The following is a 13,934-nucleotide window of genomic DNA, read 5'->3' as shown; positions in this document are numbered from 1 at the left end:
ACTCAGTTTAAGGCATAACCACGCGGTTATGCCTTGATTCTATTCAGCACCGCCAACTCCCCCTGCATCTTCAAAGATGGCCAGCGAGATAGTCCCGATGAGCTTACATCAGTAAGTGATTCGGGTTATTAAGCGCAGCTAACACACCTGTAACTTGAAAGATGACCACACCTATACCCTATAGATTTCAAGGTACAGGAAGGCGGCCAGCGAGATAGTCCCGATGAGCTTACATCAGTAAGTGATTCGGGTTATTAAGCGCAGCTAACGCACCTGTAACTTGAAAGATGACGGGTATCAGTAAAACAAATCTATTGGCCAATAATGCCCGATAACAAAGATAATCGCGGCAGCAATTACACCAGCAATAATATCATCGATCATTATCCCCATGCCGCCATGGATATTGCGGTCAAACCAGCGAATCGGCCAAGGCTTCCAGATATCAAAAATACGAAATGCTACAAAACCGGCTGCTACCCATTGCCAATCATTCACCGGCAAGGCCATCAAGGTAATCCACATTCCGACAAATTCATCCCACACGATACTGCCGTGGTCATGAACTCGCATATCTTTGGCAGTTCGATGACAGATATAGACACCGATACAGATGCTGAACATCACCGCCAGAGAATAAACCTGCCAAGGTAATTGAATTAATAACAGCCAGAATGGGATAGCAGCAATCGACCCCATGGTGCCCGGAGCCCACGGAGACAATCCACTGCCAAAGCCGGTTGCCAATAGGTGCCACGGATTAGATAACCGCAGACGACGTTTGGCTTCATCCATGGGATTTACCAGCTAAGAAATGGTCAAACCCCTGAAAATCCAACTCAACAGTTTTACCTTCACGCAAGAACTTTAGCCCTTCCGATTGCGGGCCAATCTGGCCAATACAGGTATAGCCAGCGCCGGTATTGCTCAGCGCAACTTCCAATGCACCACGGTTTATCTCCGGTACTGTAAAGCACAATTCATAGTCTTCACCGCCACTCAGTGCCCAGCTCAGTGCTTGTTCAGCATCAACCTGCCGGGTGAGTGCCTCTGAATACGGCAATTCGTCCAGCTCAATACGTGCCCCGCAATGACTGGCTTTGAGAATGTGTTGCAGATCAGAAATCAGCCCGTCCGAAATATCAATCGCGGAACTGGCAAGGTCACGTAATGCTTGGCCCTGCAATATCCGTGGCTGTGGTCGCAAATGGCGATGAATTAACGTCGCACGGTCTGATTCATTATCAACCCGCAGTTCATTTTGCAAGATAGCCAAACCCGCAGCGCTGTCCCCCAAGGTGCCAGTGACATAAATCCAGTCACCAATCCGCGCTCCAGCCCGAGTCAATGCCCGCCCTTCTGGTACTAAACCTTGGATAGTGAGTGTCAGACTCAGTGGTCCACGCGTGGTATCGCCACCAATCAATTGCATACCGTAATAATTCAGTTGATCAAACAGGCTGTCGCTGAATTTTTGCAACCAGTCTTCATTGACATTAGGGAGGGTCAGTGCAAGAGATAACCAAGCAGGATCGGCACCCATTGCAGCTAAATCGCTCAGGTTTACCGCTAAAGATTTGTAACCAAGATCAGCCGGATCAATATCCGGAAGGAAATGAATACCGGACACCAGTGTATCTGTACTGATGGCCAACAGCTGTTTATCTGCCACTGTAAGAAGTGCGCAGTCGTCTCCAATACCCAACTCTACATCCCGGCGATTACTTCTGAACCGGTCAAAGTAGCGGGCAATGAGGTCAAATTCGCCACATGCCATAATACAATTCCAGAAATGTTTGCCGATATATGATTAAGGCCGGAAACCGGCCTTAATCAAACTACTTCAGGTATAGCCCAGAAAACGTCAAGTTGCAGGTAGCTAACAACCCTATCGCTTCAAGCACCAAGGGCATAACGAGATTATTTTTTCTTACGTACCATCGGAGCTATCTTATCAAGCACTCCGTTGACGAACTTATGGCTATCTTCCGCACCAAAAGTTTTGGCAAGTTCGATCGCTTCATTGATTGCCACTTTATAAGGGACATCATCACGTTTGCTCAGTTCAAACAGTGCAATACGCAGAACCGCTCTTTCAACCTGGCCTAATTCTTCGAGCTGGCGGGAAAGAACTGGCGCCATCAACGCATCCAGAGATGCGGCATTAACGGCAACCCCAGACAGCAATTCGCGAAAATAGGCGATGTCTACGTCTTTGACATCCTGCTCCGACAGGAACTGTAATTCAACATCAGCGATGTCGTTTTTAGACAACTGCCAAGAGTAAAGCGCTTGAACAGCGCACTCACGAGCGCGGCGACGAGCAGCAGGTTTCACGGAATTCCCCTTAACTTAACTAAATTCAGCTTTTAATAGCTTTGATTACATTAATCATTTCAAGCGCGGTCAGGGCAGCTTCTGCACCTTTATTACCTGCTTTAGTTCCAGCACGCTCAATGGCTTGCTCAATGCTCTCTGTGGTCAACACACCGAAAGCAACTGGGATATCACTGTTCATGGCGACACTTGATAGACCAGAACTTGCTTCACCAGCAACATACTCAAAGTGCGCAGTGCCCCCACGGATAACTGTACCTAGCGCAATTACCGCATCGTAACGATTTGTTTTTGCTAACACATTGGCAACCAGCGGCAACTCATAGGCACCCGGCACCCAAACAACAGTAATGTTGTCGTCCGAGACTTGGCCAATGCGCTTAAGGGCATCAATGGCACCTTCCAGCAGGCTGTCGTTAATAAAGTTGTTAAAACGCGCAATTGCAATCGCCACGCGGGCATTAGGAGTAGCAACAACACCTTCGATAACGTTCATAGCTTTCCTCAATATGGGTTCATACCCCGCAGGGGGGCGGATTCTATCATATTCTTTCACGCCCCGCCCCTGCGCATTTGTAAAACGCGGGCAAGACTGTGATTGAGCGTCGGGGATCTCAGCCGAATAATGTCATTAATACTTCGGTTTCAAACGTAAACGGAGATCTGGCCCCACCTGACGTACATCACTAAATTCGAATTCTGGGGCTTGCGATAAATGGGTTAATCCCGCTAACTGGCACAAGCCACGCGCATCGCTACCTAACAGCTTTGGCGCGATATAAAGTATCAACTCATCAACCACACCGGCCTGTAATAATGCCCCGGCCAATTGTGGCCCAGCTTCAACCCAAACTGAGTTAATTTGCCGTTTGCCCAGTTGCATCATCAATAAAACCAAATCCACGCCATTGCCATGACGGGGTAACAAAAGTTGCTCGACGTTGGCAGGCCATGGTTGCTCATCAGCCTCAACCCGAGCTAGCCAGCATGTACCCTCTTGTTGTATGACTTTGTGTTCAGGCGTCACACGGTTATGGCTATCGAGAATAATGCGTGTCGGTTGACGTAGCGTATCTTGGGGATAACGCGCTTGAGTCTCAGTATCTAACTCCTGCCAGCGTACCGTGAGTGATGGGTCATCTGCCAATACAGTGGCGCTGGTACTGAGGATCGCCGAGCTTTCGGCACGAAAACGCTGCACATCCTGGCGCGCCTGTGGTGAGGTAATCCACTGACTTTCACCCGAGGCCATCGCCGTGCGCCCATCCAAAGATGCTGCCATTTTCAATTGTAAATAGGGAAAACCAGTGCGCATCCGTTTCAGGAAGCCAAGATTAACGGCTTCAGCCTCAGCCAGCATCAGGCCGTGATCAACCGCAATTCCTGCTTGCTTTAGCTTATATAACCCGCGCCCGGCAACCTGTGGATTAGGATCTTGCATGGCAGCAACCACACGTACCACTCCCGCCGCCACCAATGCATCGGCACAAGGCGGCGTACGACCATGATGGCTACAGGGTTCAAGGGTGACATAGGCTGTAGCCCCCCGTGCTTTCTCACCCGCCATACGCAGTGCATGCACTTCCGCATGAGGTTCCCCGGCACGCAAGTGATAACCTTCACCGACAATCTCGCCGTCGCGCACCAGCACACACCCGACATTAGGGTTAGGTGACGTTGTAAAACGCCCCAACCGCGCCAATTCAAAAGCGCGGGCCATATAAAATTCATCGGGCTGCATGGTTTTCCTTACTTTTTATGCTGCAATACGGTGCTAAAAGCTTTTCGGATATGCCGACTAATCCTGTAAACGGGCAATCTCTTCACCGAATTCGCGAATATCTTCAAAGCTGCGATAGACCGAGGCAAAGCGGATATAGGCAACTTTATCTAAGCGTTTTAGTGCTTCCATCACCAAATTACCCACCATTTTGGTCGGTACTTCGCGTTCGCCAGTAGCGCGCAGTTGAGATTTAATATGGCTGATCGCGGTTTCGACGTCATCAGAGCTGACGGGCCGCTTTTCTAATGCTTTCAGCATCCCGCGCCGTAATTTATCTTCATTGAATGGCTCGCGCACATCATCACTTTTAATGACGCGCGGGAGCACCAATTCAGCCACTTCAAAAGTGGTAAAGCGTTCATTACAATCTAAACACTGGCGGCGACGGCGCACTTGCGAACCATCGCTCACCAGACGGGAGTCAATGACTTTGGTATCCACAGCGGCACAAAACGGGCAATGCATAGCGCTTCCTGATTGGTGAGCTTAAACTTAGCGACAGTTTACCGCGAACTGTCGCGACAACAAAGGCCGGATCAGTCAGTGTTGTGTATCAATGCGCTATTTGACGGTTCAGATAGGGTTGGCGCGGCTGCCTGCTCCCCAGACCACCAAGATTTAATCGCACCTTTACGATATTTCCATGCTTCTCCCCAACTGACATCGTGGCTATCCAGGTAAAAATCTTTTTGGTAAACCAAGCCTGACATTGCATCAGTCAGTTGTTTGCTCATCTCACTTTTTTCCAACTTGGGTTTACACTTTATAAAGAGATAGAAGATACCGATACAGCAGATTCCGATGGCAAGTATTGGAGCCAAAGTCGCACCGCCAACACCTGCAACAAGAATCCCCACAGACAGCACTGCAGCTAAAGGAGCAATAACCTTAACTCTGGTTAAGAATTTATTAAAATTGATTGATTTTGATTGTTGCTTAAGATCAACGCATTCCGATGCCACTGAATAGCAAAAGGCAAAAGTCACTTTTTTGGCCATATCTACCGACAGCATACGCTTGGATATTAAATTATTTAATGTTTTTGCCTGTTCTTCTATTCGATTAAGACCCTCGTTAATAACTTGGTATTTATAGTTATTTAAAGCCGTCTTTTCATAGTTTTGGTTATTTAAATTTCTATCGAGAATCTCTCTTAAGTTTCTTATGGTATCTATTGGTTTGTCACCTTCCCGACCAAAATAAGTCTTGGCTGTCACATCACCAATGATGCTTCCCCATTTCACATTTAACCACCGCTTAGCCGAAATAAACATCCCCTGTGGTTCGGTGTACATGGAGGGATGAATATCAAAAGCAAGAGTCTGGTCGAAATAGTACCCTTGCAATTCTTTAAGGGAAGTACCTTTAGCCGGTAATGCAGGAAAGTCATTTAATTGAGTATTAACATATTTTAGATGCTTTCCAACAAAATCCATTAAGTCACTTAAATGCGTTATTTTATCTCTTATCGACTCTTCTGTATCTTGGTTTAAAGCCACATGCACATTATCACCATTTAATAATAGCTGTAATTGCATATGTGCGCCAAGACGAGATACTTTCAAATACTCAGCTATCTTCTCACTAAATGAACCATTCGATTTATGCTTCTTTAGTAATTCAGTCAACATTAACGCTATCTTTTCGTTACTCTCAGGAAAGTTTCTGATAATAATATTCCCATTACTTTCTAATTCAATTGAGACAGTTGTACTTGATGTTAAGTTACCTAAATCAGTTTTTATTTTTTTATAATGATCTGATTGTGAGAGAGATTTATTTTTATCTAAACCATTCACATATTCATTTAGTATTTTCTGTAGTAACAATCCATTTGCACAATTTACCTCGCTGCCTTTAACATAAAAATCCTCTGGGTAACCCCTCATTTTGCCAAGTAGATCGTCGACTTCTTTATTCTTAAAAAAATCAACTAACAAGTTAAAACGTGAACTTTGTGATGACTGGCTGGTACTATTTTTTATTCTATTAATTTCTTGGCAAAAGCGTTCTATTGTGTCGATATTCTCTGTTAGGGTAATCACTTTCTTACCGTTATAGGCATTAACAACTTTCTCATTATACAGATTGATCAGTTGTTCAATCTTAGGCTCTGGAACTAGAAAAGGATTCCCATAAGGTTCACTAGGTCTTACTGCAACTTGCTGCCGATTGAGTGTAGTGCCGGCTGTCAATTCAACCGGCTTCAAAGGCATGGGTTCAGTTCTAGCGGCTATTGATTGGGACTTTAAATAATGAATATTATCCTCAGTAGAGTACTTATCATTTCTTTCGTTTATCACCTGGTATTCTTTATCGATTAGTTGGTAGAAAAAATTATTTTTTTTCTGAGTTCCTATCACATTCCTAACATCGTCACGCTTAGCAAAATCAGCCAATATAGGTTTAAGGTTACTACTCAAATGAGAAGTTATACGACCATAAACTTTATTAATTTCATGGCAAAAGTCCTCTATGGTGCAAACATCACCTTCCAACTCAATAGCTTTTCTCCCTTTATACTTTCCGATGACGTCAGTCCGGTACAACTCAAGTAACTCTTCAACTTTTGGGGTAGGGGCATCAAATGGATTATTCGACTCATTTACTAATTTTACTTTTCCGTCATCTTTATTATTCTGAGCCATTGGATAGAAGTGGTCGTGAACTTCTTTTATTTCATATTTTTCATTAAGCTTTGAATGATTATTCTGTCTAATTAAGTCAATAAAAGATCTACATTCACTCTTACTTTTATTTTCATTAAGATAAGAGTTAATGTTGTTTACAAGATCCTGTAATGAACAGCAATTTTCAATATTTTCATAAAGTTCCGGTTTTTTTATTTTTAAACTGCGTAGGTTCTGAATTACTTCTGTTTTTATTTTATCAAATGTATTATCGCCCCCCTGTTGTTTTTCTCTTGAATTGATATAGTTAGCATGAATATCATTACCTAAATTAATTGATGTAATCGCCATTGAATCCCCCTAACAAGAAAATACTGAAGCATATGCTTCAAAAAAATAACGATAGCGCTGGACTAATGTGATAACTATCAAATCAAAGCTAGATTTTATAAAATAGTGTTATTTAATATTTTCTTTTCATCATAAATATATTTTTAAAAATATACTCACTAGGAGTGATGGCTTACTCAGTGTCTTCAATAAATTTAAAAATCAAGATAAGGTAATACAAGTCTTTTTACTGCGGGAGAGTGGCAGGGAAAATAGTAAATGTACCGACAAAAAAAAAGCCCTGATGCCACAATCACAGCATCAGGGCTTATCTTAGATTAAGCTATCACGGCAGGATTGAAGGCTGATCAGCACCTTCTTTCTCAACTTTCTGCTGCAACATATGCTCACGTTTCATACCCAGTTTCAACGCCAGCGCGGACGCCACGTAGATGGATGAAACAGTACCGATGGAAACACCAATCAGCAGCGTCAGTGAGAAGCCTTGCAACATCGCACCACCGAAGATAAACAGCATCAATACCACCATCAGCGTGGTTGCAGATGTCATGATAGTACGGCTTAAAGTCTGGGTCAGAGACACGTTCATGATTTCGTAAGGCGTACCGCGGCGAATCTTGCGGAAGTTCTCACGAATACGGTCAGATACCACGATACTGTCGTTAAGTGAGTAACCAATAACAGACATCAATGAAGCGATGATGGTTAGGTCAATCTCAATATGGAATAACGACAAGATCCCCATGGTAATGACCACGTCATGCGCCAGAGCGATAACCGCCCCCAGCGCCAAACGCCATTCAAAACGGAAACCAACATAAACCAGAATACAGAGCAACGCGACCAACAGCGCCATACCACCCGCTTGAGCTAAATCACTGCCCACGCTTGGCCCGACGAATTCGATACGTTTTACTGATGCATTCTTATCAACTGACTCATTGATGACTGAGATGACTTTGTTACCCAGCTCCTGCCCGGCAGTCCCGGTTGCAGGTGGCATACGTACCATTACATCACGAGTGCTACCAAAGTTCTGCAGGATTGGCGACTCAAAGCCCGCCGCTTCCAGAGTGTCACGCAGTTGATCCAGATCCGCGGGCTTTTCTAGGTTAATTTCAATCACCGTACCACCGGTGAAATCCAGACCCCAGTTAAACCCTTTAGTGGACATCACCACAATGGATGCCACTAACAACAGCAGTGAGATGCCGAAAGCAACGTAATCCCAGCGCATAAAGTCATAGACTTTACGGCCATAGTTCAGTTGTTCAACAGTATAATCCTGTGCCACAACGTACTCCTCAAATAGACAGCTTGTTAATGCGCTTGCCGCCGTAAAGCAGGTTGACGATGGCACGAGTACCGACTATTGCGGTGAACATTGACGTTACAACACCGATTGCCGTTGTAATAGCAAAGCCTTTAATCGAACCGGTACCCACAGCATAAAGAATGATGGCTGTGATAAGTGTCGTTACGTTTGCATCGACGATACTTGAGAAGGCACCTTTGTACCCTTCATGAATCGCTTGCTGTATCGTCCGCCCGTTCTTGTACTCTTCTTTTATTCGCTCGTTAATCAGTACGTTAGCATCAACTGCTATCGCCAGCGTCAATACGATCCCGGCAATACCCGGCATGGTTAATGTCGCCCCCGGCAATAGGGACATCACACCCACGATCAACACCAGGTTAGCCAACAATGCGGTACTGGCAATCACACCAAACTTACGGTAGTAAATCACCATAAACAGGATAGAAACCGCCAAGCCCCACAAGCAAGCTTCCAAACCTTGAGCAATGTTCTGTGAACCCAAAGTTGGCCCAATTGTACGCTCTTCCACGATCTGGATTGGTGCAATCAATGCACCAGCACGCAGCAACAGGGAAAGCTGACGAGCTTCAGCTGGATTATCAATACCGGTTATGCGGAAACTGTTACCCAAGCGAGACTGAATAGTCGCGACGTTAATAACTTCTTCCTGCTTAACCAGAATCGCCCGGCCATTGGCATCTTTTTTACCGCTGTCTTTATATTCTACGAACAAAGTCGCCATCGGCTTGCCGATATTGTCTTTGGTAAAATTAGACATCAACGAACCACCGGCACTGTCGAGCGAGATATTAACCTGAGCCTGGTTATACTCGTCGGTACTGGAAGTTGAGTCGGTGATGTGGTCACCGGTCAGGATAACGCGTTTGTACAAGACAACCGGGCGGCCTTCGCGGGTATTTTTGACTTCTGAGTCACCCGGCACACGACCGGAAGCCGCCACAGAGGCATCAACATTGCTGTTTACCAGACGGAATTCCAGAGTTGCAGTCGCACCAAGAATTTCTTTAGCACGAGCGGTATCTTGAATACCGGGTAATTCAACCACAATACGATCTGACCCCTGGCGCTGAACCAACGGCTCGGCTACACCTAATTGGTTAACCCGGTTACGCAGAATAGTAATGTTTTGCTGAACAGCATATTCACGCGCCTCACGCAGACGGTCATCACTCATCACAGCTTTTAACGAATTGCTGCCATTGGAGCCAATCACCAGATCACGGTGGCGAGAAGAGAGGTAGCTGACAGCGTCATCGCGGGTTTTATCATCGCGGAAACGTACTTCAACACCATAATTGTCGAGTTTACGCACCGTTGCATACGGGATATTTTTCTCACGCAGATCGGTGCGCAGAGTATCCATCGTTTGCTCTTGCAGCTTGCCAAGTGCGGTATCCATATCCACTTCCATCAAGAAGTGCACACCACCACGCAGGTCGAGGCCAAGCTTCATCGGCTCTGCACCTAATCTAGCCAGCCATGAAGGCGTTGCTGGAGCCAGGTTTAGGGCAATTACGTATTGGTCCCCCATCGCAGCCATCAGTGCCTCACGGGCGCGTAACTGGACGTCAGGATCTCTAAAGCGAGCCAGAATTGCGCCGTTTTCCAGCGCAATGGACTTGCTCGCTATGTTGTCTTTTTCTAAAACGTCACGGACTTGGACCAGCGTTGTTTCACTGGCGGCGATTCCTCGCGCACCAGTGATTTGAACAGCCGGATCCTCACCATAAAGGTTGGGAAGTGCATATAGCAGACCGACGAAGATCACAACGATCAGCATCAGATACTTCCACAAAGGATAACGGTTTAACACGGCAATTCCCTTCGGGAAAATCGAAAATTACAGAGCCTTCATTGTACCTTTCGGTAAAACGGCAGCAACGAAGTCACGTTTGATCATCACTTCAGTGGTGTCGTTCAGTGCGATGACGATATAACCCGTTTCCGCTACTTTAGTGACACGACCAAGCAAACCACCAGTGGTCAGCACTTCATCACCTTTACCAATAGAATCCATCAGTTTTTTGTGTTCTTTAGCACGTTTTTGCTGTGGACGCAGGATCATGAAGTAGAAAATCAGACCAAATACCACCAGCATAATCACCAGGGAGTACGGGCTGCTCTGAGCCGGAGCCCCAGCGGATGCGACAGCATCGGAAATGAAAAGACTCATTAAAATTCCCTCATTGTTATCAATATCAGTGTGAAATCAGTGCGATAGAATCAGTAACAGCGAATCGTAACTGCTCAATCTATAAATACAAAGACAATAATTTTTAAATCAAACGCTTAATTGTGAAGATAATAGTGGTGGAACAGGTTTCCCTATCCGGCCATAGAAATCTTCGACGAAGCTCTCTAATTTACCCTCTTCAATAGCCTGACGTAAACCCGCCATTAAGCGTTGGTAGTAACGCAGGTTATGAATGGTATTTAGCCGTGCACCCAGTATTTCGTTGCAACGGTCGAGATGATGCAAGTAGGCACGACTATAATTGCGACAAGTGTAGCAATCACAGTGTTCGTCCAACGTTGCAGTATCGCTCTTATGTTTGGCATTACGGATTTTTACCACACCGTCAGTGACAAACAGATGGCCGTTACGGGCGTTACGTGTCGGCATCACACAGTCGAACATGTCGATGCCACGACGTACACCTTCAACCAAATCCTCTGGTTTCCCCACGCCCATCAAGTAACGTGGTTTATCCGCCGGAATTTGCGGGCAAACATGCTCCAAAATACGATGCATATCTTCTTTTGGCTCACCTACCGCCAAGCCGCCCACAGCGTAACCATCAAAACCAATATCTACCAGCCCTTTTACTGACACATCTCGTAAATCTTCGTAAACGCCGCCCTGAATAATACCAAACAATGCATTTTTATTGTTCAGTTCATCAAAGCGTTGGCGACTACGGGCAGCCCAACGCAGCGACATTTCCATCGAGCGCTTGGCATAATCCCAGTCCGCAGGATATGGGGTACATTCGTCAAAAATCATCACGATATCGGAACCGAGATCGTACTGAATTTCCATCGATTTTTCTGGGCTGAGGAACACTTTATCGCCGTTGATTGGGTTCTGGAACGTCACCCCCTCTTCTTTGATTTTGCGCATCGCACCCAGACTGAATACCTGGAAGCCGCCTGAGTCAGTCAGAATAGGGCCATGCCATTGCATAAAATCATGCAAGTCACCATGTAACTTCATGATTTCCTGGCCCGGGCGCAACCAAAGGTGGAAGGTGTTGCCCAGCAAGATCTGTGCACCTGTTTCTTTGACTTCTTCCGGTGTCATCCCTTTGACGGTGCCGTAGGTACCCACTGGCATAAATGCCGGAGTCTCGACGACACCACGTTCAAATATCAGACGACCACGACGAGCACGCCCGTCAGTTTTTTGTAATTCGTACTTCACATAACCTCCAGCATCGGAAAAACAGTCCAATGTTGTTTTGCCGGATCACACCACGAGTGTGACCTAAAATTTACGGGTTGACCGTCTCTTCCGGTGCCCGTGGATTACGGCTGATGAACATGGCATCACCGTAACTGAAAAAACGATATTGCTCTGCAACGGCCTGCTGATAAGCATTCATGGTATTTTTATAACCAGCGAAAGCAGAAACCAGCATTATCAATGTTGATTCAGGTAAATGGAAGTTGGTGACCAAAGCATCCACTACTTGATAGTGATATCCCGGGTAAATAAAGATGCGAGTATCACCAAAGAAAGGGGAGATAAGGCCGTTCTCGCTAGCCCTGGCGGCACTTTCTAATGAACGTACGGATGTGGTACCCACAGCGACCACTCGATTACCACGGGCCTTACAGGCCAGTACTGCATCTACCACCTCTTGAGGCACTTCTGCATATTCGGAATGCATAATATGCTCTTCAATGGTATCGACCCGCACTGGCTGGAATGTTCCAGCGCCGACATGTAAGGTGACAAAGGCCATCTCAATACCTTTATCACGTAATGCAGCCAGCAGCGGCTCATCGAAATGTAGCCCGGCAGTTGGTGCTGCAACGGCTCCTGGGCGCTGGCTATATACCGTCTGGTACAGTTCGCGATCAGCATCTTCATCAGGGCGATCAATATAAGGAGGCAAAGGCATATGGCCGACCAGATTCAGGATAGTGAAAACATCCCGTTCATCATCAAACCGCAGCTCAAATAAGGTGTCATGGCGGGCAAGCATAGTCGCTCGGATGCTTTCATCATCCCCCAGCAGCAACTCGGTGCCGGGTTTCGGTGCTTTTGAAGCTTTTATATGGGCCAGCACACGGCTATCATCCAGAACCCGCTCTACCAGTACTTCCAGCTTGCCACCGCTGGCTTTACGACCAAATAGCCGCGCGGGAATAACCCGAGTATTATTGAATACCAGCAGATCACCTGGCTCCAACTTATCCAGTAAATCGGTGAAAATACCGTGCGTTAGCATTCCCGTTGGGCCATCCAGTGACAATAAGCGGCAACCGCTACGCTGGGGCTGGGGGTAATGGGCAATCAGAGATTCCGGGAGCTCAAAAGAAAAATCGGCAACACGCATGGCTTTCCACTTCATATAAGGACAGATCCGGCCAACAAGTTATACTGGGCCAGTTCACAAAAATAGGCCGCTAGTCTAGAGCCCCCAAGGGCAGGCTGCAACTTAAAGTAATAAAGGTATATACTTCGTTCATGAATTTTCTCGCTCACCTTCATCTCGCAACATTGGCCGATAGCTCTTTATTAGGCAATTTAATGGCCGACTTTGTCCGCGGTAATCCGCAGGGTGAATATTCCCCTGATATCGTCGCTGGTATAATGATGCATCGTCGCGTTGATGTTATGACCGATACCTTACCGTTGGTTAAAGAGGCCCGCGGCTATTTCAGTGCTGATTATCGGCGGGTGGCCCCTATTACTCTGGATGTCTTGTGGGATCATTTTCTCGCACGCAACTGGGATAAACTGATGCCAAGCTGCCCATTACCCGACTTTATTGAACATGCGCAACACCAAATTTTACCGCATTTACCGCAGACACCGGCACGTTTCCAGAACCTAAATGCCTATCTGTGGCCTGAGCGTTGGCTGGAACGCTACGCTGAACTACCCTTTATAGCTGATGTGTTACAAGGTATGGCAAATAGACGGCCTAAGCTGGCGGCGCTCGCAGGCTCTTTTCACGACATAGAACAACACTATCAGCCACTAGAACAGCTGTTCTGGGCATTTTATCCTGCCATGATGGGACAGGCACAACATAAGCAAATATAGATTAAAACATTTTAGTTTGTATGGTTATTGACACGAAGCCACTTGCTCTTTCTGTGAGAATGGGTATCTTAGCAAGACTACGAAACTAAAATCGTTGTAACAATAGGTAAAAGCTATCACAGCAATTGGTATTTATCCCTTTATTCATTGAGCTTAAATACCTATGCTGTGCCGATACTTTTAAGACAACTGGTTAATCCATCCCTATTAACAGGAGTA

The 13,934-nt window shown here is 46.0% G+C and carries 13 protein-coding genes; 1 reads left to right on the top strand and 12 read right to left on the bottom strand.

What is annotated here, in order from left to right; translation table 11 throughout:
• Nucleotides 1-297: 297 nt before the first annotated feature.
• The 12 genes from pgpA to queA all read right to left on the bottom strand — a co-directional run bounded on the left by pgpA (nt 298) and on the right by queA (nt 13,002).
• Nucleotides 298-795: a phosphatidylglycerophosphatase A gene (pgpA, locus tag DJ58_RS03870; RefSeq protein WP_032910667.1), complete on the bottom strand. Its 498-nt coding sequence runs from the start codon at nt 793-795 to the stop codon at nt 298-300.
• Nucleotides 788-1,777, bottom strand: a complete 990-nt coding sequence (gene thiL, locus DJ58_RS03875; RefSeq protein WP_032910666.1) for a thiamine-phosphate kinase — start codon at nt 1,775-1,777, stop codon at nt 788-790. The genes pgpA and thiL overlap by 8 nt, the downstream gene beginning before the upstream one ends.
• A 143-nt stretch (nt 1,778-1,920) precedes the next feature.
• Complete coding sequence (gene nusB / locus DJ58_RS03880; RefSeq protein WP_004707536.1) at nt 1,921-2,337, bottom strand: transcription antitermination factor NusB; 417 nt, start codon at nt 2,335-2,337, stop codon at nt 1,921-1,923.
• 25 nt (nt 2,338-2,362) lie between these two features.
• A complete protein-coding gene (gene ribH / locus DJ58_RS03885) occupies nt 2,363-2,833 on the bottom strand; it encodes a 6,7-dimethyl-8-ribityllumazine synthase (protein ID WP_004707535.1) in 471 nt (156 codons plus the stop codon).
• A 135-nt stretch (nt 2,834-2,968) separates the two neighbouring features.
• Complete coding sequence (gene ribD, locus DJ58_RS03890; RefSeq protein WP_004707533.1) at nt 2,969-4,078, bottom strand: bifunctional diaminohydroxyphosphoribosylaminopyrimidine deaminase/5-amino-6-(5-phosphoribosylamino)uracil reductase RibD; 1,110 nt, start codon at nt 4,076-4,078, stop codon at nt 2,969-2,971.
• Nucleotides 4,079-4,135: 57 nt separating this feature from the next.
• Nucleotides 4,136-4,585 (bottom strand): transcriptional regulator NrdR, encoded by a 450-nt coding sequence (nrdR, locus tag DJ58_RS03895; RefSeq protein ID WP_004707531.1) that lies wholly within the window; start codon nt 4,583-4,585, stop codon nt 4,136-4,138.
• Nucleotides 4,586-4,656: 71 nt separating this feature from the next.
• A complete protein-coding gene (locus DJ58_RS0121935; RefSeq protein ID WP_370447134.1) occupies nt 4,657-6,336 on the bottom strand; it encodes an MFS transporter permease in 1,680 nt (559 codons plus the stop codon).
• A gap of 1,090 nt (nt 6,337-7,426) precedes the next feature.
• The gene (secF, locus tag DJ58_RS03900) at nt 7,427-8,395 is read right to left on the bottom strand and encodes a protein translocase subunit SecF (protein ID WP_004707528.1); all 969 of its coding nucleotides are present in this window, start codon (nt 8,393-8,395) and stop codon (nt 7,427-7,429) included.
• A gap of 10 nt (nt 8,396-8,405) precedes the next feature.
• Complete coding sequence (secD, locus tag DJ58_RS03905; protein WP_071985019.1) at nt 8,406-10,253, bottom strand: protein translocase subunit SecD; 1,848 nt, start codon at nt 10,251-10,253, stop codon at nt 8,406-8,408.
• Between the two features lie 27 nt (nt 10,254-10,280).
• Complete coding sequence (gene yajC, locus DJ58_RS03910) at nt 10,281-10,613, bottom strand: preprotein translocase subunit YajC (protein WP_005166605.1); 333 nt, start codon at nt 10,611-10,613, stop codon at nt 10,281-10,283.
• Between the two features lie 108 nt (nt 10,614-10,721).
• Nucleotides 10,722-11,861 (bottom strand): tRNA guanosine(34) transglycosylase Tgt, encoded by a 1,140-nt coding sequence (gene tgt, locus DJ58_RS03915; protein ID WP_004707524.1) that lies wholly within the window; start codon nt 11,859-11,861, stop codon nt 10,722-10,724.
• A 70-nt stretch (nt 11,862-11,931) separates the two neighbouring features.
• The gene (queA, locus tag DJ58_RS03920) at nt 11,932-13,002 is read right to left on the bottom strand and encodes a tRNA preQ1(34) S-adenosylmethionine ribosyltransferase-isomerase QueA (protein WP_032913313.1); all 1,071 of its coding nucleotides are present in this window, start codon (nt 13,000-13,002) and stop codon (nt 11,932-11,934) included.
• 131 nt (nt 13,003-13,133) lie between these two features.
• Between queA and DJ58_RS03925 the strand changes: the two genes are divergently transcribed.
• On the top strand, nt 13,134-13,715 hold the full coding sequence (locus DJ58_RS03925; protein ID WP_032910664.1) for an acyl carrier protein phosphodiesterase: 582 nt from the start codon (nt 13,134-13,136) through the stop codon (nt 13,713-13,715).
• Nucleotides 13,716-13,934 lie beyond the last annotated feature (219 nt).

Origin of the sequence: Yersinia frederiksenii ATCC 33641 (assembly GCF_000754805.1) — a bacterium.
GTDB lineage: Bacteria > Pseudomonadota > Gammaproteobacteria > Enterobacterales > Enterobacteriaceae > Yersinia > Yersinia frederiksenii.
Note: the sequence above shows the minus strand (reverse complement) of the source record. Positions and strands in the feature narration are given on the sequence as shown.